This window comes from Actinospineispora acaciae DSM 45401 (genome assembly GCF_000620785.1).
In the GTDB taxonomy this organism is placed as follows: Bacteria; Actinomycetota; Actinomycetes; order Mycobacteriales; family Pseudonocardiaceae; genus Pseudonocardia; species Pseudonocardia acaciae.
The window spans coordinates 199684-220138 of the sequence record NZ_JIAI01000012.1 but is presented as its reverse complement, the minus strand read 5'-3'; the positions used below and the strand labels follow the sequence as shown (position 1 = coordinate 220138).

Annotated in this window: 20 protein-coding genes; 9 read left to right on the top strand and 11 right to left on the bottom strand. The window is 73.6% G+C overall.

Annotated features, from left to right (window positions below; genetic code table 11):
• Positions 1-157 precede the first annotated feature (157 nt).
• From N912_RS0137975 to hrcA, 11 genes are all read right to left on the bottom strand, one after another.
• Positions 158-1309 carry a saccharopine dehydrogenase family protein gene (locus N912_RS0137975; RefSeq protein ID WP_084211564.1) on the bottom strand — a complete coding sequence of 384 codons (1152 nt, stop codon included), beginning with the start codon at positions 1307-1309 and terminating at the stop codon, positions 158-160.
• 159 nt (positions 1310-1468) lie between these two features.
• Positions 1469-2107: a histidine phosphatase family protein gene (locus tag N912_RS0137970; RefSeq protein ID WP_028926529.1), complete on the bottom strand. Its 639-nt coding sequence runs from the start codon at positions 2105-2107 to the stop codon at positions 1469-1471.
• Positions 2108-2113: 6 nt separating this feature from the next.
• Positions 2114-3037 (bottom strand): GTPase Era, encoded by a 924-nt coding sequence (gene era, locus N912_RS0137965; protein ID WP_028926528.1) that lies wholly within the window; start codon positions 3035-3037, stop codon positions 2114-2116.
• Positions 3034-4275: an L-2-hydroxyglutarate oxidase gene (lhgO, locus tag N912_RS57230; RefSeq protein ID WP_051581374.1), complete on the bottom strand. Its 1242-nt coding sequence runs from the start codon at positions 4273-4275 to the stop codon at positions 3034-3036. Before lhgO ends, era begins: the two co-directional genes overlap by 4 nt.
• Positions 4272-4643: a hypothetical protein gene (locus N912_RS0137955; RefSeq protein ID WP_037068690.1), complete on the bottom strand. Its 372-nt coding sequence runs from the start codon at positions 4641-4643 to the stop codon at positions 4272-4274. Before N912_RS0137955 ends, lhgO begins: the two co-directional genes overlap by 4 nt.
• Complete coding sequence (locus N912_RS57225; RefSeq protein ID WP_051581373.1) at positions 4618-5988, bottom strand: hemolysin family protein; 1371 nt, start codon at positions 5986-5988, stop codon at positions 4618-4620. The genes N912_RS0137955 and N912_RS57225 overlap by 26 nt, the downstream gene beginning before the upstream one ends.
• Before the next feature lie 61 nt (positions 5989-6049).
• A complete protein-coding gene (ybeY, locus tag N912_RS0137945) occupies positions 6050-6595 on the bottom strand; it encodes an rRNA maturation RNase YbeY (protein WP_028926526.1) in 546 nt (181 codons plus the stop codon).
• Positions 6596-6609: 14 nt separating this feature from the next.
• Positions 6610-7662 (bottom strand): PhoH family protein, encoded by a 1053-nt coding sequence (locus N912_RS57220; protein ID WP_037068688.1) that lies wholly within the window; start codon positions 7660-7662, stop codon positions 6610-6612.
• A 292-nt stretch (positions 7663-7954) separates the two neighbouring features.
• Positions 7955-8761, bottom strand: a complete 807-nt coding sequence (locus tag N912_RS57215; RefSeq protein WP_051581372.1) for a 16S rRNA (uracil(1498)-N(3))-methyltransferase — start codon at positions 8759-8761, stop codon at positions 7955-7957.
• A 27-nt stretch (positions 8762-8788) separates the two neighbouring features.
• Positions 8789-9967, bottom strand: a complete 1179-nt coding sequence (gene dnaJ, locus N912_RS0137930) for a molecular chaperone DnaJ (protein ID WP_028926525.1) — start codon at positions 9965-9967, stop codon at positions 8789-8791.
• Between the two features lie 75 nt (positions 9968-10042).
• Entirely contained in the window at positions 10043-11065 is a 1023-nt protein-coding gene (gene hrcA / locus N912_RS0137925) for a heat-inducible transcriptional repressor HrcA (protein WP_028926524.1), read from the bottom strand.
• A gap of 118 nt (positions 11066-11183) precedes the next feature.
• Here hrcA and N912_RS0137920 point away from each other — a divergent pair, with 118 nt between their 5' ends.
• The 9 genes from N912_RS0137920 (at position 11184) to N912_RS0137880 (ending at position 20423) form a co-directional block, all read left to right on the top strand.
• Positions 11184-12035: a Sir2 family NAD-dependent protein deacetylase gene (locus tag N912_RS0137920; protein WP_084211563.1), complete on the top strand. Its 852-nt coding sequence runs from the start codon at positions 11184-11186 to the stop codon at positions 12033-12035.
• A 91-nt stretch (positions 12036-12126) separates the two neighbouring features.
• Complete coding sequence (locus tag N912_RS61110) at positions 12127-12684, top strand: P-loop nucleotide/nucleoside kinase family protein (protein ID WP_051581371.1); 558 nt, start codon at positions 12127-12129, stop codon at positions 12682-12684.
• A 272-nt stretch (positions 12685-12956) separates the two neighbouring features.
• Positions 12957-14072 carry a 1-phosphofructokinase family hexose kinase gene (locus tag N912_RS57205; RefSeq protein WP_051581370.1) on the top strand — a complete coding sequence of 372 codons (1116 nt, stop codon included), beginning with the start codon at positions 12957-12959 and terminating at the stop codon, positions 14070-14072.
• On the top strand, positions 14069-15112 hold the full coding sequence (locus N912_RS0137905) for a LacI family DNA-binding transcriptional regulator (RefSeq protein ID WP_028926522.1): 1044 nt from the start codon (positions 14069-14071) through the stop codon (positions 15110-15112). Before N912_RS57205 ends, N912_RS0137905 begins: the two co-directional genes overlap by 4 nt.
• Positions 15109-16536: an FGGY family carbohydrate kinase gene (locus N912_RS57200; protein ID WP_051581369.1), complete on the top strand. Its 1428-nt coding sequence runs from the start codon at positions 15109-15111 to the stop codon at positions 16534-16536. Before N912_RS0137905 ends, N912_RS57200 begins: the two co-directional genes overlap by 4 nt.
• Complete coding sequence (locus N912_RS0137895; protein ID WP_028926521.1) at positions 16533-17456, top strand: hypothetical protein; 924 nt, start codon at positions 16533-16535, stop codon at positions 17454-17456. Before N912_RS57200 ends, N912_RS0137895 begins: the two co-directional genes overlap by 4 nt.
• Positions 17453-18241, top strand: a complete 789-nt coding sequence (locus tag N912_RS57195) for an ATP-binding cassette domain-containing protein (protein WP_051581383.1) — start codon at positions 17453-17455, stop codon at positions 18239-18241. Before N912_RS0137895 ends, N912_RS57195 begins: the two co-directional genes overlap by 4 nt.
• Positions 18238-19416, top strand: a complete 1179-nt coding sequence (locus tag N912_RS57190) for an ABC transporter permease (protein ID WP_084211561.1) — start codon at positions 18238-18240, stop codon at positions 19414-19416. The genes N912_RS57195 and N912_RS57190 overlap by 4 nt, the downstream gene beginning before the upstream one ends.
• Positions 19413-20423, top strand: a complete 1011-nt coding sequence (locus tag N912_RS0137880; RefSeq protein WP_028926520.1) for an ABC transporter substrate-binding protein — start codon at positions 19413-19415, stop codon at positions 20421-20423. Before N912_RS57190 ends, N912_RS0137880 begins: the two co-directional genes overlap by 4 nt.
• Positions 20424-20455: the final 32 nt, after the last annotated feature.

Here is a 20455-nt window from a genome sequence, read left to right as displayed (position 1 = left end):
CCGTGGATCTATGCCGAGCGAGCGGTGATCCAGATTGTGGCTCGCAAGGCCGAGGAGCCGCCGATACCGCTGTTGTATCGGCGGCGACGAGAACGCCGCGAGGCGCGATCTGGGCGCCGCGCAGCCGGCTGGATGATCCGCGGGACACGCTCTAGTCCTACCCGGCGAGGGACAGCGGCCGCGCGGGCCGGTCGTCACGCCATTCCATGATCTGGACATGCGGATCGGCCAGCAGTTCTCGGAGGAACCGCGCCGCGTGCGGCCACGCCTCCGGGGCGTGGACCCCGGCCCCGAGCTCGCCGCGGATCACGGCCTGGGCGGCGAGCGCGGTGAACGCGGTGGTCGCCCGCCGCGAATGATCGTGAACCTCGAAGCCGAGGCTGGTCGGGACGCCCGAACGGCCGCCGGTGACCTCGACGCGAAGGGCCAGCGGCACGTCCCGGCGCGGGATCTCGAAGTACCGCTCGCCGTGCGGTGAGCGGAGATAGTCGATCAGGTAGTCCATGGGACTCGGCCCTGTCGAATCGGGCGGCTCGTACGAGGCGAACCCCCACCGGATCATGTCGCGGAGCAGCCGGTTCGCCTCCGGCTGGTAGAACGCGCCCGTTGCGGTCGCGGTCACGACACCGGGGATGAACCGGGAGATCGCCACGGGATCCGGAACGCCGGTGAAGTAGGTGTGCGTCGCCCCGACCGGCTCGTGGAAGTGAACCTCGCCGCCGCCCTCGAATGGCCCCTTCCGAACCAGGTGGCCGTCTACGTATTGCGGCCCGCGACCGCTGTTGATCCTGAGGAAGTGCTGGACGGCCGCCGGGTATGCGCGGTTGTAGTTCCAGGCGAAACGGATCGCGACGTGCCGGACGTCGTCGAGCTGGTCGCTGGCGTACCGCACGAGCATCCCGCTCAGGCCCGGGACCACCCCGCAGTCGATCAGGACGGTGAGCCCGGCCCGCCGGGCGCGGTCGTCCCAGGAACGATCGAGCAGCAGCGCCTCCGCCACCTCGTGGTCGTCGTTCATGTCCACGTAGTGCGTGTTCGTCTCGAGAGCGACCTCGATCACGGCGAGCGCGGTCCGGTGATAGGGCCCGACGGCGTTCACTACGACGTCGGCCGCGCCCAGCAGCCCGCGCAGGGCACCGCGATCGGTGACGTCCACCTGCCGCCAGGGCACCCCGGCCTTGGCGCCGACCGCCCGTGCTCGCGCCGCGTCGCCGTCCACGACCAGAAGTTCGATCTCCGGCCGCCGGCCGCCGAGCTGGTAGGCGATCCCACGGCCGTGAAACCCGCAGCCGGCCACAACAACCTTCATATCCACTCCTGACCAGGCGATTCCGCGGATTTGGCGCCGTGCGCTTCGAAGGAGGCGAGCCTTGAATCTGTCGATCGATTGATCGGCTCGTACGCTACGTCGGCATGGACGACCGGTCAAGGTCGTCACGTCGCCCTCGGCGGGCGTGCCGGTCGAGTGCTAGGTCGCGGCCGGCAGGTGGGCCGTCGAGCCGGGCAGGGCGACCGGCCCCGGGTAGCGGAGCTCGACGATGCAGCCGTTGGGGATCCGGCACGCGTCGGCGAACGTGCGGAACCGTCGCATCGCGTCGGTGGTCACCTCGCCGCGCCCGGTCAGCAGCCACCAGAGCAGCGCCATGGTGAACATCCCGTGGGTGAACACGGCGACCAGCCCCTCGGGCCGCTGGTCGAGCCGGGTCAGGCACAGTTCGACGCGGTCGATCAGGTCCGCGAACGACTCGGCGTCGCCGTTGACCAGATGCGGGTCGGCCCGCTCCCAGTACGCCCGCACGTACGGCTCGCGCTCGCCGGAGGTGGTGGCCAGGTCGTGGAACTGGCCCAGGTAGTGGTACTCCTGCACCGGCCATTCCTGGACGGGCGAGCCGGGGAACCGCGCGATCGTCCGCTCCGCCGTGGCCCTGGCCCGCGCGAACGGCGAGGTGACGATCAGGGCCGGGGCCTCGGGGACGGCCTGGGCCACCCGCTCGGCCTGCCGGCGCCCGAGCGGGGTCAACGGCGTGGCGCCCGGGTCCGGGCCGGGGATCCCGGCGTTGGCCTCGCTCTGGCCGTGCCGGACCAGCCACGCTCGTGTCGGCGGCATGCTGGTTCAGAACCCGAGCTTGCGGAGCTGGCGGGGGTCGCGCTGCCAGTCCTTGGCCACGCTGACGTGCAGGTCCAGGTAGATCTTGGTGCCGAGCAGCGCCTCGATCTGGCGACGGGCGGCGCTGCCCACGTGCTTGAGCCGGGCGCCGCCCTTGCCGATCACGATGCCCTTCTGGCTCTGCCGCTCCACGTAGATGATCGCGTGCACGTCGAGCATGTCGTCGCGGCCCTCGTGCGGCAGCATCTCCTCGACCAGCACGGCCAGCGAGTGCGGCAGCTCGTCGCGGACCCCCTCCAGCGCGGCCTCCCTGACCAGCTCGGCGACCAGGGTGGTCTCCGGCTCGTCGGTCAGCTCGCCGTCGGGGTAGAGCGGCGGACCCTCCGGGAGGCGGGCCACCAGCAGGTCGGCGACCGTCTCGACCTGGAAGCCGTCGACGGCCGAGCAGGGCACGATCTCGGCGAAGTCCATCAGCCCGGACAGCTGGGTCAGGCGTTCGGCGACGGCGGCCGGGGGCGCGAGGTCGGTCTTGGTGACCACGCCGAGGACCGGCGTACGGCGGGCCACCGTGCGCAGCTCGTTCACGATGAACTCGTCGCCCCTGCCGACCGGGGCGTCGGCCGGCACGCAGAAGCCGATCACGTCGACCTCGGCCCAGGTCTCCCGCACGATGTCGTTGAGCCGGCTGCCGAGCAGCGTGCGCGGCTTGTGCAGGCCGGGGGTGTCCACCACGACCAGCTGCGCGTCCGGCCTGCTCAGGATGCCCCGGATGGCGTGCCGGGTGGTCTGCGGACGGCTGGAGGTGATCGCCACCTTGCCGCCGACCAGCGCGTTGGTCAGCGTGGACTTGCCGGCGTTGGGGCGGCCCACGAAGCAGGCGAACCCGGAGCGGTGTGTGGTGTCACCGGTCTCGTTGGTACGGGCGGTCACTGCGACGCCGCCGTCTCCGGTGCCGGCTCCTGTTCGCCGGTGACCTCGGCGGCGATCTTCCTGGCGATCGGCAGCGCGGCGGTGGCCGCCGGGGACGGCGCGTTGAGCACGTGCAACACCGGACCTTGTCGATGGAACAGGAAGTCGTCGACCAGGGTGCCGTCCGGGCGGACCGCCTGCGCGCGCACCCCGGCACCGGCCGGCTCCAGGTCGGCCGCCCGCACGTCCGGCAGCATCCGGCGCACCCTGGCGGCCATCGCCTCGCGGGACAGCGAGCCGCGCACCTCGTCCAGCCCGACGCGCCAGTGCCGCCGCGCCAGCCGCCACAGCCCCGGGTAGGCCAGCGTGGCGGCCAGCTCCTCCGGTCGCACCGCGCGCCAGTCGTAGCCCTCCCTGGCCAGCGCGAGCACCGCGTTCGGGCCGACGTGCACGTGCTCGTCCAGGCCCCGGGTGGCGTGCACGCCCAGGAACGGCAGCCCGGGGTCGGGAACCGGGTAGACCAGCTCGCGGACCAGCCCGTCCGCCGGCGGGCGCAACCCGGCGTACTCGCCCCGGAACGGCACGATCCGCACGCCGGGGTCCGGGCCGCCGGCCGCGCGGGCCAGCTCGTCGCCGTGCAGCCCCGCGCAGCACACCACCCGGGTGGCCAGCAGGTCGCCGGCCTCGGTCCGCACCACCACATCGCCGCGCCTGGGGACCAGCGCCAGCACCCGCCGGCCGAGCATCAGCTCCCCGCCGGCCGCGGCCAGCAGCCACGCCAGCTTCTCCGCGACCAGCCGGAAGTCGCACACCCCCGTGCCGGGCACCCGCAGCGCGGCCAGCGCGCGCACGTTCGGCTCGTGCTCGCGCGCGCCCGCCGCGTCCAGCTCGTGGCACTCCACGCCGTTGGCGGCGCCCCGGCGGGCCAGCTCGGCCATCCGGGGCAGCTCCTCGGGCTCGGTGGCGACCACCAGCTTGCCGCCGACCCGGTGCGGCAGGCCGTGGGTGCGGCAGAACGCGACGGTCTCGTCCCTGCCGGCCACGGCCAGGCGCGCCTTGTGGCTGCCCGGCCGGTAGTACAGCCCGGAGTGGATCACGTTCGAGTTGTGCCCGGTCTGGTGCGCGGCGACCCGGGGCTCGGCCTCCACGACCGCCACCGAGCGCCCGGCGCGGCACAGCTCGCGGGCGGTGGCCAGGCCGACGATCCCGGCCCCGACCACCACCGCGTCGTAGCGCGGGGTGCTGGGCAGGCCGGTCAAGGCGTGCGCACCGCGCGGACCTGCCCGGCGGCGTCGGCCAGCAGCAGTGGCGCCTCCGGGCCGAGGTCGCGCACGGCGGCCAGCGACGCGGGGTCGGGATCGCCGGCGTCCGCGCTCACCACCGCCGCCGCCTCCAGCCCCTCCGCCCCGCTGGCCACCGCGGCGGCCACGGCGGCCTGCAGCGCGGACAGCCGCAGCGAGGGCAGTACGACGGTGGTCGCCGCGTAGGTCCGCCCGTCGGTGTCCCGCACGGCGGCGCCCTCGGCGGCCCCGGTGCGGGCCCGGGACGACCGGGCAAGCACCACGATCTTGGCGTCCTCCGGGTCCAGCTCGGGCGTGCCGTCAGCTCCGGTCTCGGCTCGAGACATCGCTCCCCTCCCGCCGCTCGGGCTCTCCGGCGGCGTGGTCCGGCTCGCCCGCCTTCGACTCGGTCGGGCTGACCAGGACCGTCGTGATCCGTATTCTGCCTCGGGCGTCCTTGCCGCCCTCGGCGAGCAGGGTCAACCCGGCGACCTCGGCCCGCGCGCCCGGCAGCGGCACCCGCCCCAGCCGCTGGGCCAGCAGGCCGCCCACGGTGTCCACGTCGGCCTCGGCCAGCTCCGGCTCCAGCCCGGCCCCCGTGCCGGCCCCGAACAGCTCACCCAGGTCGGAGACCGGCAGCCGGGCGGCCACCCGCACGGTGTGCTCGTCCACCTGCCGCACCGGCGGGATCTCCTCGGTGTCGTACTCGTCGGTGATCTCCCCGACGATCTCCTCCAGGATGTCCTCGATGGTCACCACGCCGGCGGTGCCGCCGTACTCGTCGACGACGATCGCCATGTGGAACCGTCCGCGCTGCATCTCCCTGAGCAGGTCGGCCACCGGCTTGGAGTCGGGCACGAAGGTGGCCGTCCGCATCACGTCACCGACCGTCCGGTCCGACGGGCCGATCTGCACGGCCGCCACCAGGTCCTTCAGGTAGACGACGCCGACCACGTCGTCGACGTCCTCGCCGAGCACCGGGATCCGGGAGTAGCCGCTGCGCAGCGCCAGGGTCAGCCCGTCCTGGACAGACTTCTCCCGCTCGATCCAGATCAGCTCGGTGCGCGGGACCATGACCTCCCTGGTCGGCGTGTCGCCCAGCTCGAACACCGAGTGGATCATCTGCCGCTCGTCCTCGGCGACCACGCCGCGCGCCCCGGCCAGGTCCACGGCCTCGCGCAGCTCCACCTCGGAGGAGAACGGCCCCTCCCGGAAGCCCCGGCCGGGCGTGATGGCGTTGCCGACCACGATGAGCAGCTGGGTCAGCGGGCCGAGCAGCGCGGCCAGCGCGCGCACCGGGGCGGCCAGCAGCAGCCCGACCAGGTACGGATGCTGGCGGCCGATGGTGCGCGGGCCGACGCCGATCAGCACGTAGCTGACCACCAGCATCACCGCGCCGGCCACCACCGCGGCCAGCCACACCGGGGTGACCAGCTGGATCGCCACCAGGGTGGCCAACACGGTGGCCACCGTCTCGCATGCCAGCCGGAGCAGCAGGAGCAGGTTGACGTACCGGGGGCGGTCGGCGACCACGACCGCGAGCTGGCGCGCGCCGGTACGCCCCGCCCGGACCAGCGCGTCCACCCGGGCGCGCGAGACGGTGCCCAGCGACGCGTCGGCGGCGGCGAACAGGCCGGCCAGCGGGACCAGCAGGACGGCCAGTACCAGGAGCCAGGCGGTGGTGGGGGTCACGGCGTGCGCGCGGGTGTGCTGAAACGCCCGACTCGGTGTGCCAGGACGCCCGACTCGCGGGTCATTGTGGGTCCGGTGGGGGTTCTAGGCTCGCGGTGCGGAGTACGGCGGAGTCGGCGCGGTGGCGGCGTTCGCGAGCTTGGGCGGCGGCGTGTTCTTCGCGCCAGTGGGCCAGGAGCTCGTTCTGCAGGCCGAACATCTCGCGCTCCTGGTCGGGTTCGGCGTGGTCGTAGCCGAGCAGGTGGAGGACGCCGTGCACGGTGAGCAGGTGCAGCTCGTCGTCCAGGGTGTGGCGGGCGGCCTCGGCCTGTTTGCGGGCGAACTCGGGGCAGAGCACGATGTCGCCGAGGATGGACTCCGGGTCGTCCAGGGAGTCCGGGCGGCGGGTGGCGTCCAGCTCGTCCATCGGGAAGGACATCACGTCGGTCGGGCCGGGCAGGTCCATCCAGCGCTGGTGCAGCTCGGCCATCACGTCCAGCTCGACCAGCAGCACGCTCAGCTCGGCCAGCGGGTTGACCCGCATGGCGTCCAGGGCGTACCTGGCCACGGAGGCGATGGCGGCCTCGTCGACGGCCACGCCCGACTCGTTGCAGATCTCGATACCCACGTGCTCGTCTCCGGTCAGCGACGCCGGCGGCGGTCGGCGCGGTTGGGCACCAGCCTGGCGTCCGAGGGCTGGTTCGCGTCCCACCGGGCGTAGGCGTCCACGATGTCCGAGACCAGCCGGTGGCGCACCACGTCGGTGCTGGTCAGCTGCGCGAAGTGGACGTCGTCGACGCCCTCCAGGATGTCCCGGACCACCAGCAGGCCGGAGCGGGCGTTGCCGGGCAGGTCGATCTGCGTGGTATCGCCGGTGACCACGATCTGGGAGCCGAAGCCGAGCCGGGTCAGGAACATCTTCATCTGTTCGGGCGTGGTGTTCTGCGCCTCGTCCAGGATGATGAACGCGTCGTTCAGGGTCCGCCCGCGCATGTAGGCCAGCGGCGCGACCTCGATGGTGCCGGCGGCCATCAGCTTCGGGATGGACTCCGGGTCGATCATGTCGTGCAGCGCGTCGTACAGCGGGCGCAGGTACGGGTCGATCTTCTCGTAGAGCGTGCCGGGCAGGAAGCCGAGGCGCTCGCCGGCCTCGACGGCCGGGCGGGTCAGGATGATCCGGTTGACCTGCTTGCCCTGCAGCGCCTGCACCGCCTTGGCCATCGCCAGGTAGGTCTTGCCGGTGCCGGCGGGGCCGATGCCGAAGACGATGGTGTGCTTGTCGATGGCGTCGACGTAGCGCTTCTGGTTGAGCGTCTTGGGACGGATGGTGCGGCCGCGCCTCGAAAGAATGTTGAGGCTGAGCACCTCGGCCGGGGACTCGCCGTCGGTGCCCTCGCCCTCGTCGGAGAGCATCGTGACCATCCGGCGCACGGTGTCCGCGCCCAGCTGCTGGCCCCTGCTGGCCAGCGTGACCAGCTCGGCGAACACCCGCTCGGCGAACGCCACGTCCGAGGGCGTGCCGGTGAGGGTGAGCTCGTTGCCCCTGACGTGCACGTCGGCGTCGAGCAGGTCCTCGGCGGCGCGCAGGTTCTCGTCCCGGGAGCCGAGCACCGCGAGCAGCGCGGAGTCAGGGATCGCTATGCGGGACTGCGCGGAGGGTCCGGTGTTGGGACGCTCCGATTCAGTACCGATCACTAGATGTGCTGCCCTGCTTCCCTGTGCTCGCCACTACGCTTTCTCCCGCAAATGGTAGCGGGGCGGCGACCTGGGCGCAGGCAGGTAACCACCATCGGGCAGCGGACGCGGACGTGGGGTGGAAACCGTGCCGCGGCGACCGTGGGGGGACGCCCGCCGCGGCACGGCGGCCGCCGGCAAAGGGGGACTCGACCGGCGGCCTCATCGGGTGCTCACACCCGACATCTTCACCGATCCTCGGCCTGAGCACCGGGGACCAGGAGTACAGATGGTAAACCCATATCGCTCTCAACTACACCGTACGCTCACTCGAACGGACCAGGTCCGGTATCTGGTCGTTACGGACGGTGCGCGTCCAGCGGTCGGTCAGGACCCCGATCGCGGCCAGAGCCACCGTGGCGGCCGTGGACGCTCGGAGCACCTCCGGCCCGAGCCGGACCGCGCGGGCTCCGGCGGCTCGCAGGGTGGCCAGTTCGTCGTCGGTGATGCCGCCTTCCGGGCCGACGATGAGCAGCAGGTTGTGCGCGTCGGGGCCTAGGTCGTGGACGGCTGTCGCGATCGGTAGGTCGGCCGACTCGTGGAGGACGAACGCCGCGGTCGGTTGTGCGGCGGTCAGTTGTGCGGCGAGCTCGTCCGTGCCAACCGGCTCGCCGATCTCGGGCAGCCAGGCGCGGCGGGACTGTTTGGCGGCGGCTCGGACCGTCGAGCGCCAGCGGGCCAGCGCCTTCGCCCCGCGCGGGCCGTCGTCCCAGCGGGCCACGCAGCGGGCGGCCCGCCACGGCAGTATCGCGTCCACGCCGGCCTCGGTGGCCAGCTCCACGGCCAGCTCGCCGCGATCGCCCTTGACCAGCGCCTGCGCCAGGGTGACGGTGGGCCTGGGCGCGGGCACCCGGCGCCGGGCCAGGATGCGGACGGTCAGCGCGTCGCGGCCGACCTCGGTCACCTCGGCGTCGGCCAGCCCGCCGCGCCCGTCGCCGAGCAGCAACCGCTCCCCCACCCGGGTGCGCCGGACGGTCACCGCGTGCCGCCCCTCCGCGCCGGCCAGCTCGGCCAGCTCGCCGGCCGGCAGCTCGTCGACCAGGTGGAGCGGCGGCGTCACCCGGTCATCCCCGGGTCACCGCCGGCGTCACCGGCCGCCTCGGCCGCCGCGCAGCCGGGAGAACAACCCGCCGCCGTTGCGGCCGTTCATCGCCACGTCGGGCTGCTCGTCGCCGCGCAGCGCGGCCAGCTCGCGCAGCAGCTCGGTCTGCTTGGCGTCCAGCTTGGTCGGCGTCACGACCTCGATGTGCACCATCATGTCGCCGCGCCCGTCCACCCGGCCGCTGGAGCGCAGCCGGGGCATGCCCTTGCCGCGCAGCGTGTGCACCTTGCCGGTCTGGGTGCCTGGCTCCACGTCCAGCTCGATCACGTCGTCGGTCAGGGTGGGCAGCCGCACGGTGGTGCCCAGCGCGGCGGCGGTCATCGGCAGCGGCAGCACGCAGTGCAGGTCCACCCCCTCGCGGGTGAACACCTCGTGCGGCGCCTCCTCGACCTCCACGTACAGGTCGCCGGCCGGGCCGCCGCCGGGGCCGACCTCGCCCTGGCCGGCCAGCCGCACCCGCATCCCGTCGGCCACCCCGGCGGGCATCTTCACCGTGACCGAGCGCCGTGCCCGCACCCGCCCGTCGCCGCCGCACTGCCGGCACGGGTCCGGGATGACCTGGCCCTGGCCCCGGCAGTTCGGGCACGGGCGGCTGGTGACCACCTGGCCGAGGAACGAGCGCTGCACGCTCTGCACCTCGCCGCGGCCGCCGCAGATGTCACACATGGACGGCTCGGTGCCCGGCGCGCAGCCCGAGCCGGTGCACTCCGAGCAGAGCACGGCGGTGTCCACGGTGAGCTCCTTGGTGAGCCCGGCCGCGCACTCCTCCATGGTCAGCCGCATCCGGATCAGCGCGTCCGCGCCCGGCTGGACCCGGCTGCGCGGGCCCCGGCCGCCGCCCATGCCGCCCATCCCGGCGGCGCCGCCGAAGAAGGCGTCCATGATGTCGCCCAGGCCACCGAACCCGGCGAACGGATCCCCGGCGCCGCCGCCCCGGCCGGCGCCGTTGTCCAGCGGGTCGCCGCCGAGGTCCACGATCCGCCGCTTCTCCGGGTCGGAGAGCACCTCGTAGGCCTTCGTGACCTCGGCAAACCGTTCCCGGGCCTGCGGATCGGGATTGACGTCGGGGTGCAGCTCACGGGCCAACCGACGGTAGGCCCGCTTGATCTCGTCCCCGCTCGCGTCAGTGTTGACGCCGAGCAACCCGTAGTAGTCCCTCGCCACCCTTGTGTTCCTCATGTCCCTCGAACAAGCTCGCTCGTGCCCGGCGGCGACCGCCCCGGGATGTCCTCCTAGGGCTTACCGCCCGGCCAGGATCTCACCTACATACCTGGCGACCGCGTGCACCGCGGCGATCGTGCTCGGGTAGTCCATCCTGGTCGGCCCGACCACGCCCATGCCACCGAGCAGGGTCTCGCCCGGCCCGTACCCGATGGACACCACCGAGGTGGACCGCATCTCCTCGGCCTCGTTCTCCTCCCCGATACTCACCCGCACGGTACCCGGGCTGTGCGCCGAGGCGAGCAGCTTGAGCACCACGACCTGCTCCTCCAGCGCCTCGAGCACCTGGCGCAGCGAGCCGGGGAAGTCGGCCACGTTGCGGGTCAGGTTCGCGGTGCCGCCGAGCACCAGCCGCTCCTCGGGGTGCTCCACCAGCGCGTCGATGAGCACCATGGACAGCGTGGTGACCGCGTCGCGCAGCTCGCTCGGGGACTGCTCGGGCAGCTCGGCGACCAGCACCGAGGCGTCCGCCAGCCGGCGCCCCTCCAGCGCCCCGTTGAACAGCGTGCGCAACCGGCCGACCGCGTCCTCGGTGATCACCTCACCCAGGTCCACCATCCGCTGGTCCACCCGCCCGCTGTCGGTGATCAGCACCAGCATCAGCCTGGCCGGGGTGAGCGAGACCAGCTCCAGGTGCCGCACGGTGGACCGGGTCAGCGTCGGGTACTGCACGACGGCCACCTGGCGGGTGAGCTGGGCCAGCAGCCGGACGCTGCGGCGCAGCACGTCGTCGAGGTCCATCGCGCCGCCCAGGAAGGAGTGGATGGCCCGCCTCTCGGCCCCCGATAGCGGCTTGACCTCGCTGAGCCTGTCCACGAACCGGCGGTAGCCCTTGTCGGTCGGGATCCGGCCCGCGCTGGTGTGCGGCTGGGCGATGTAGCCGTCCTCCTCCAGGGTCACCATGTCGTTGCGCACTGTCGCGCTGGACACCCCGAGGTTGTACCGCTCGACCAGCGCCTTCGACCCGACCGGCTCCTGGGTCGCCACGTAGTCGGCGACGATGGCGCGCAGCACCTCGAAACGACGTTCCTCGGCGTTCAACCGTGCACCTCCCCGGCCGTTCGTTACCCAGTCTACGTTTTCACAGGCCCCGCGGACCCGTGAGTGGCCAGGGCCGCTATGACGGCTCCAGCCACTCACGGGGCCCTATTCTGGGCTGGTGCGCGTCGATTCGTTGCCCGGTGCGCTGGAGCGGGCGTGTCAGGTTCTTGCCGGTCGTGCGGTGGTGGCGCTCACCGGGGCCGGGCTGTCCACCGACTCCGGCATCCCGGACTACCGGGGGCCGGGTTCGCCGCGCGCCACGCCGATGACGTTCGGCGAGTTCCGCTCCGGCGAGGCGGCGCGGCGTCGCTACTGGGCGCGCAGCCACGTCGGGTGGGCACGGATGCGCGCGGCCGAGCCGAACGCCGGGCACCGCGCACTGGTCGAGCTGGAGCGCGCCGGCGCGGTACGCGGGTTGATCACGCAGAACGTGGACGGGCTGCACCGGGCGGCCGGCCAGCGGTCCGTGATCGACCTGCACGGACGGCTGGCCGACGTGGTCTGCCTGGACTGCCGGGGCCGAGGCTCGCGCGCGGAGCTGCAACTGCGGCTGGCCGAGCTCAACCCCGGGTTCGCCGAGGCGCACGGGGCCGGGGTGGCGAGCAACCCGGACGGTGACGCCGCGCTGGAGTCGGTGGACGGGTTTCGGGTCGCGCCGTGCACGGACTGCGGCGGGACGCTCAAGCCTGACGTGGTGTTCTTCGGCGAGAACGTGCCGCCGGGTCGGGTGGCGCTGGCCTACGGGATGGTCGAGTCGCTGGTGCCCGAGGACGGCCGGACGGGCGCGCTGCTGGTCGCCGGGTCGTCGCTGACCGTGCAGTCCGGGCTGCGGTTCGTGCGCCGCGCGCACCAGCGGGACATCCCGGTCGTGATCGTCAACCGGGGTCCGACCCGGGGGGACGAGTTCGCCGTCGTCAAGGTGGACGGTGGGTGCTCCGAGGTGCTCGGCGCGCTGGCGTCCACCCTGTGACACCGGTTCGCGGTTCGCAGGCGTACTTCGGCGCGGGTCCGGGGTACTAGACGGGTATGCAAGCGACGTACGTGCCGGTGCGCCGGTAGCCATGCTGCTCGCGGTGCTCATCAGCGGGCCGGCGGCCAGCGGGAAGTCGACGCTGGGCGCGGCGCTGGCCGCCCGCCTCGGCGCCGCGCTGCTCGACCAGGACGTGCTCACCGGCCCGCTGACCTCGGTCGTCGGCGCGCTGGTGGGCTCCGACGACCTGGACGACCCGGTGCTGGCCGGCCCCACCCGGGCGGCCCGCTACGAGGCGCTGCTGGCCACCGCGGTGGACAACCTGCAGATCGGTCGCCCGGTGGTCGCGGTCGCGCCGTTCACCGCCGAGCGCTCCGACCCGGCGGCCTGGGCGGCGGTCCGGGACCGGCTGGTCGCGGCCGGCGGGAGCCCGGTGCTGGTGTGGCTGCGGCTGGACCCCGACGAGCTGCTGCGCCGGCTGCGGAGCCGGGGCGCCGCGCGCGACCGCGCCAAGCTCGCCGACCCCACGGCGTTCCTGGCCACCGGCGTGCTCACCGCGCCCCGGACCGAGCACCTGGAGCTGGACGCGAGCTGGCCGGTGGAACGGCTGGCCACGACGCTCCAGCGGTTCCTGGCCCCGCGCTCGTGACACCGCGCTGGTGACACCGTGTTCGGCTCCGCTGGTGCGTTCGGCGTGCACTTCACTTCGAGCTCTTGACACCGCCCCGACGCGGGCTCAGACTTCGCTGCACCAGAGCGTGACATCGTTTACCTCTGTGTGTGACATCGTTTACCTCCCCCGGTGAACGGCCTCGGCAACCCCGGCAACCCCGGCAACCCCGCAGCCCGACAACCCCCGGCCACTCCGACAACCCGGCAACTCCGGCAACTCCGGCAACTCCGCAACGACGAGGAGCGCGCGTGCTGATCGCCACCCCCAACCTCTGCGTGGACCGGACCTCCCGGGTGCCGGAGGTCGTGCCCGGCGGGGTGTTGCGGGCGCGCGCGGTCGAGGTGACGGCGGGGGGCAAGGGCGTGAACGTGGCCAGGGTGGCGCGCGCCTACCGCCGGCCGGCCACGCTGGTGGCGCTGGTCGCCGAGCGGGACCGGGACCGGATACTCGGGCTGCTCGCCGACGAGGGCGCGGACGTCGTGCCGGTGGCCTCCCCCGGGTACGCCCGGGTGGGAACGATCATGGTCGAGGAGTCCGGCCGGGCCACCGTTCTCAACGAACCGGGCACCCCGCTGGACGAGGCCACCTGGGCGGCGTACCGGGACGCTGTCGCCGAGCGGGCGGCAGCGGGCGCGCGGCTGCTGGTCTGCGCGGGCAGCCTGCCGCCCGGCGCGCCGGTGGACGGGTACGCCGAGCTGGTCGCGCTGGCCGCCGAGGCCGGAGTGGCCACCGTGCTCGACACCGCGCCCGCCCCGTTGCACGCCACGCTGGCCAGCGGGCCGGACCTGGTCACGCCGAACCTGGAGGAGGCCGAGGCGGCCATCCACGGCGGCAGCGGCGCGCTGCTGGTCGGCGCGGAGTCCGAGAACGGGTCCGACGACGGCGCGAGCGTGGCCGGGCGCGCCGGGGATGCGGCGCGCGCGTTGTGCGCCCTCGGCGCCCGGCGAGCGGCGGTCACGGCCGGCGCGGCGGGGGTGGCGTTCTCCGACGGGGTACGGACGGAGTGGGTACGGACGGTGCCTACCCGGGTGGTGAGCGCGGTCGGGGCCGGCGACTCGTTCGTGGGCGGGTTGGCGCTCGGGCTGTTGCAGGCCGGCGGGAGCCCGGCGGGGCTGGAGTACGAGCAGTGGCTCGACGCCGTGATCCGAGGCGCGGCCACCGCCACCGCGTCCTGCGAGCGGCTCCTCGCCGGCGGCGTCGACCCGGCCAGGGCCGACGAGCTGCTCGCCCAGCTGCGCGCTCTGGCCACCAAGGACGCGAACACCACCGGAGCCACGAACACCGGCGGAGCCACGAACACCGGCGGAGCCACGAACACCGCCGGAGCTATGAACACCGCCGCGCGCACCGGAGACGCGGGATGAACGGCCGGGACGGCGGGCGGCGGGTGCGGCTGCGGGACGTCGCGGCGGCCGCCGAGACCAGCGCGAAGACCGTCTCCAGGGTGATCAACGGCGACCCCCGGGTGGCACCCGAGACCCGGGGCCGGGTGCAGCGCGCGGTGCTCGCGCTCGGCTACCAGCCCGACCCGCTGGCCCGCTCGCTGCGCCGGGGCACCGACGACACCATCGGCGTGGTGGTGGACTCGGTGGCCGACCCGTTCTTCGCCAGCGTGGCCGGCCAGATCGAGCGGGTCGCGCTGTCGCGGGGGATCTCCGTGATGATCGCCAGCACGAACCGCGACCAGCGCCACGAGCGCGAGCTGCTGACCCGGATGGTGCAGCGGCGGGTGGCCGGGCTGATCCTGGCGCCGATCTCCACCGAGCACTCCCACGTGTCCGCGCTGAGCTGCCCGGTCGTGTTCGTCGACCGCCGGCCCTCCGGCGCGGACTCCGACTCGGTGGTGGTCGACGACGCCGACGGGGCGCGCACCGCCGTGCGGCACCTGATCGCGCACGGGCACCGGCGGATCGCGTTCCTCGGCCTGGAGCCCGAGCTGGACACCACCCGGCTGCGGCTGGACGGCTACCGCGCCGCGCTCGCCGAGGCGGGCATCGCCCCCGCCGGCAAGCCGCCCGGCGAACCGTCCGGCAAGCTGGACGACGAACTGGTGGTGACCTGCGACCCGGACAGCGAGCAACTGGACGCCGAGACGATCCGGCTGCTGGACAGCGCCGACCCGCCGACCGCGATCTTCTCCCCCAGCACCCGGTGCTCGCTGCGGGTGCTGCCGGTACTGCACCGGCTTGGCCGCCGCGACGTCGCGTTCGTCGGCTTCGGCGACCTGCCGCTGGCCGAGTCGATCTCCCCGGGGGTGACGGTGATCGACCACCCGCCGGACGTGATCGGACGGCTGGCCGCCGAGCGGCTGATGGACCGCATCGCCGGCAAGGCGCCGGAGCCGGCCACCCTGACCGTGCCGTTGCGGCTGGTCCCGCGCGGCTCCGGCGAGGTGCCGGCATGACGGCCCGGCTGGACGTGCTGGTCGGCATCGACCTGGGCACAACGGAGACCAAGGCGCTGGTGATCGGCGCGGACGGCACGCCGCTCGGGTTCGCCGGCCGCCGCACCACCTGGACCAGGTACCCGGACGGGCGCTCGGAGACCACCGGCGACGCGCTGCTCGCGGACGTGGTGGCGGCCGCCGGGGCGGCGCTGGTCGACGCCGGACGCAACGCGGGCACACCGGTCGTCCCCCGGGGCGTGGGCATCGCCGGGTTCGCCGAGAGCGGCGTCGTGCTCGACCCGTCAGGATCGCCGGTCACCCCGGTGATCGCCTGGTTCGACCAGCGCGGTGACGCCGAGCTGGCCGCCCTCGATCCCGCGTTCCGCACCGAGTTCCCGCGCCGCACCGGGCTGCCGGTCGGCCCGCAGTGGACGTTCGGCAAGCTGCTCTGGATGCGGGCCGAGGGCCTGCCGCTGCCGCCGGGCAGCCGCTGGCTGAACGTCCCGGAGTACATCGCGCACGCGCTCGGCGCCGAGCAGGTGACCGAACCCTCGCTGGCCTCCCGCACCGGCCTGCTCGACCAGTCCACCGGCCGGCCGTGGCCCGAACCGCTGGCGCTGCTCGACGCCGACCCCGACTCGTTCCTGCCGCCGCTGGTGCCCGCCGGCCGCCCCGCCGGCCGGGTCAAGGCCGCCGCCGCGCCCGCGCTGGCCGGCGCCGTGCTCACCGTGGTCGGGCACGACCACCCGGTGGCCGCGCTCGGCGTCGGCGCGGTCGGCCCGCACGACCTGCTGAACTCCTCGGGCACCGCCGACGTGGTGCTGCGCTCGGTGCCGGCCGGGCTGACCGACGACCAGCGCGAAGAACTGGTCGGTCGCGGCATCGAGGCCGGCCGGCACGTCATCGAGGGCCGCTCCGCGCTGATCGGCGGGTTGCGCGGCGGGCTGGTGCTGCGCCGGGTGCTGGCCCTGCTCGGCGCCGACGACCCGGCCGGCCGCGCCCGGCTCGACCACGCGTGGACGCCGAACCTGCACACCGGGGCCACGGTGCTCGGCGCACGGCCGTCCGACGACGCGGTGACCGTCCGCGTCGGCGACACCGCCACCCCGGACGCGCTGTGGGCCGCCGCGCTGGCGCACGTCGGCGAGGTCACCGGCGGGCTGCTGGACGCGATGGCCGAGGTGGTCGGCGCGCCCAGGGCGGCCGTCGCGGCCGGCGGCTGGACCCGGCTGCGCAGCGTGCGCGCGGCCAAGCGGCGGCTGCTGCCCGAGCTGCGGTTCAGCGACCTGGCCGAGCCCGGCGCGTTCGGCGCGGCGCTGTGCGCGGGCTACGCCGCCTCGGGGTGCCCTGGCGAGCTTCTCGACTTCGCCGAACCGCTGCGGCGCACCGCCCTGGCGGCCTCTGGACGTCCGGACGACCAGCACGAAGGAGTAGCACTGTGACGTTAGACGCGACGACGCTGGACGCGATAGCAGGCCCGGACGGTGTCTTCTCGATCGTGGCGATGGACCAGCGCAACACCCTGCGCCGGATGTTCGCCGCCGCCGACAAGGAGGCCACCGAGGAGGGCATGCGCGCGGTCAAGGCGGACGTGATCGGCGCGCTGTCCCCCGGCGCCAGCGCCGTCCTGCTGGACCCCGACTTCGGCGTGCCCGCCGTGCGCGCCGCCGGTGCGCTGGCGGACGGCACCGGCCTGCTGGTCGCCGCCGAGCCGGCGTCGCGGGGGAACCACAACGGCGAGCCGAGGGCGTTCCGCATCCCGGAGCAGGACGCCGCCTGGGTACGCGGCATGGGCGGCAACGCCGTGAAGTTCCTGATCCAGCTGCGCCCGGACCGCCCGCGCACGCCCGGAGAACCGGACCTGGTCGCCGAGGTGCTCTCCGTGGTGGCCGAGGTGGTCGCCGACTGCCGCCGCGCCGGGCTGCCGTCCGTGGTGGAGAACCTGATCTACCCGCTGCCCGGCGAGGAGCCGCTCACCGAGATGAACACGGCCCACCGCGAGGACGTCATCGTCGAGTGCGCCCGGATGCTCACCGAGATCGGCCCCGACCTGCTGAAGTTGGAGTACCCCGGCTCGCCGAAGGGCTGCCGGCGCATCGCCGAGGTCACCGACGGCCCGTGGGCGGTGCTCTCCGCCGGGGTTGACTTCGCCGAGTTCGAGCACGTGCTGCGGGTGTCCTGCGAGGAGGGCGGCGCGTCCGGCTTCATCGCCGGGCGGGCGCTGTGGAAGGAGGCCGTCGGCCTGGACGGCCCGGCCCGCGCGGAGTTCCTCGACGGCACGGCCCGGCTGCGGCTGGAGGCCTGCGTGGCCGCCGTGACCGGCCGCGCCCGCCCGTGGCGAGAGGCGGTGAGGACGCGATGACCCTGCTAGAGGCCCGTGGCCTGATCCGCGAGTACGGCCACGTGCAGGCGCTGGCCGGTGCGGACTTCGACGTCGACGCCGGCGAGGTCGTCGCGCTGATCGGCGACAACGGCGCCGGCAAGAGCACGGTGGTGAAGCTGCTCTCCGGCAGCGAGGCCCCGGACGCCGGCGAGATCTACTTCGAGGGCCGCCGGGTGCGGTTCGCCTCGCCCAGCGACGCGCGGGCACTGGGCATCGAGACCGTGTTCCAGGACCTGGCGCTGGCCCCGCACCTGGACCCGGTGCGGAACATGTACCTGGGCCGCGAGGTGATGCGCCCCGGCCTGCTCGGGCTGCTGGGCTTCATGGACAACAAGGCGATGCGCGAGGGCAGCCGGCGGGCCTTCGATAACCTCGGCGCCACCGTCCGCAACCTGTCCGGGCCGATCGGCTCGATGTCCGGCGGGCAGCGCCAGGGCGTCGCGGTCGCGCGCGCCGCCGCCTGGGCCAGCAAGGTGATCTTCCTGGACGAGCCCACGGCGGCGCTCGGCGTGGTGCAGACCCGCAACGTGCTCGACCTGATCAGGCGGGTCCGGGACAACGGCATCGGCGTGGTGTTCATCAGCCACTCCATGCCGCACGTGCTGGAGGTCTCCGACCGGGTGCACGTGCTGCGCCGGGGCCGGCGGGTGGCCAGCTACAACGCGGCGGACACCTCGATGGAAGAGCTGGTCGGCGCCATGACCGGCGCGCTGGACGGCAACGGGGCCGGGAACGGCGAGGCGAACGGGGAGGCCGGGCGATGACAACGGGACCCGCCGGCCAAGGCCGAGCTACCGGCGCCGCAACCAACAGCGCCGCAACCAACAGCACCGCGACCGGGGGCGCCGTGACCGAGCCGCGCAACCACCTGGCCGTTCCGGACGCGGACGCCGACGAACAGACCGACGGTCGGTTTGGCCGCGTGCTGCGGCTGCAGGCGCTGCAGATCGTGCTCATCCTCGCCGTGATCATGATCATCTTCAGCGTGCTGAACCCGGACGCGTTCCTGTCCTGGTTCAACATCCGGGGCATCGTGGTGAACACCTCGATCCTGGCGGTGCTCGGCGTCGGCATGACGTTCGTGATCATCACCGGCGGCATCGACCTGTCGGTGGGCAGCGTGCTGGTGCTCTCCGGGGTGCTGGCGGACAAGGCGATGGCGGCGGCCGGCGGCCAGGGCTGGGGCGTGGCCGGCATCGGCGTGCTGGTGGCCTGCGCGGCCGGGCTGGCCTGCGGGCTGGTCAACGGCGTGCTGGTGGCCAAGGCGAAGGTGCCGCCGCTGATCGTCACGCTGGGCACGCTGGGCGCCGCGCTGGGCATCGCGCAGATCATCACCGGCGGCATCGACCTGCGCGACGCCCCCGAGGTGCTGGTGGACACCGTCGGCTTCGGCAACCTGGTCGGCCAGGTGCCCACCCTGTCGGTGATCGCCCTGGTGGTCGTGGTCCTGGGCATCGTGCTGCTGCACCGCACCCGGTTCGGGCTCTACACGTTCGCCATCGGCTCGAACCCGGAGGCCGGCCGCCGGGTCGGGGTGAAGGTGAACCGGCACCTGATCAAGGTGTACGCGCTGGCCGGACTGCTCGCCGGGTTCGCCGGCCTGCTCAACCTGGCGTTCTTCCAGTCCACCACGATCGCCGGGCAGTCCAACACGAACCTGAACGTGATCGCCGGCGTGGTCATCGGCGGGACCAGCCTGTTCGGCGGCGCGGGTTCGGTGTTCGGCACCGTGATCGGGCTGTTCATCCCGTCCACCCTGCAGAACGGCTTCGTGATCCTCGGCGTCCAGCCGTTCTGGCAGCAGGTGGTGGTGGGCGCGGTGCTCATCGCCGCCGTCTACGTCGACCAGGCACGGCGCGCCGCCGCGCAACGCGGCACCTCGGCGCGCACCTCGATCCTCTCCCATTTCGGCATCGGCGCTAGAAGGGATACAACATGATCAGGTTGAAGACAGTGATGGCCGCCGCGGCAGCGGTGGCGCTCTGCCTCACGGCGGCCTGCGGCTCGGGCGGCGGCTCCGGCGGCTCCGGCTCGGGCGGCTCCGGCGGCTCGGGCGGCGGGTCCGGGGGCTCGTACAAGCTCGCGTTCGTCCAGGGCGTCGCCGGTGACGCGTTCTACATCACGATGGACTGCGCCGCGCAGGCCGCCGCCAAGGCCGCCGGCGCCTCGCTGGCCACCCAGGGCGGCCAGAAGTTCGACCCGACCATGCAGACCCCGATCCTGCAGTCGGTCATCTCCTCGCGGCCGAACGCGATCCTGATCGCCCCCACCGACGTCTCGGCCATGCAGAAGCCGATCGAGCAGGCCACCCAGCAGGGCATCAAGGTCGTCCTGGTGGACACCACGCTCAAGGACCCGTCCATCGCCGCGTCCGCGATCGCCTCGGACAACGAGGGCGGCGGCAAGGCGGCCTTCGACGCGATCAAGCAGCTCGCCCCGAACGGCGGCAAGGTGCTGGTGGTCAGCGTGCAGCCGGGCGTGAGTACCACCGACGCGCGGGCCAAGGGCTTCCAGGACGCGGTCAAGGCCGACCCCCGCTACACCGACCTCGGCGTGCAGTACTCGATGAACGAGCCGCAGAAGGCCGCGCAGATCGTGACCGCCGCCCTGCAGAAGGACCCCGACATCGTGGGCGTCTTCGCGACCAACCTGTTCTCCGCCGAGGGCTCCGCGACCGGCATCCGGCAGGCCGGCAAGCAGGACCAGGTCAAGGTCGTCGGCTTCGACGCGGGCCCGGACCAGGTCAAGGCGCTGCGCGACGGCACGGTGCAGGCGCTCGTCGCCCAGCAGCCCGGCAAGATCGGCGAACAGGGCGTCCAGCAGGCCATCGCCGCGCTGAAGGGCCAGCCGGTCACCGCGAAGATCCAGACCGGCTTCACCATCGTGACCAAGCAGAACGTCGACACCCCCGAGGGCAAGGAGGCCCTCTACAAGTCCGCCTGCTGACCAGGCCTGACCGGCCTGACCGGCATAGCGGC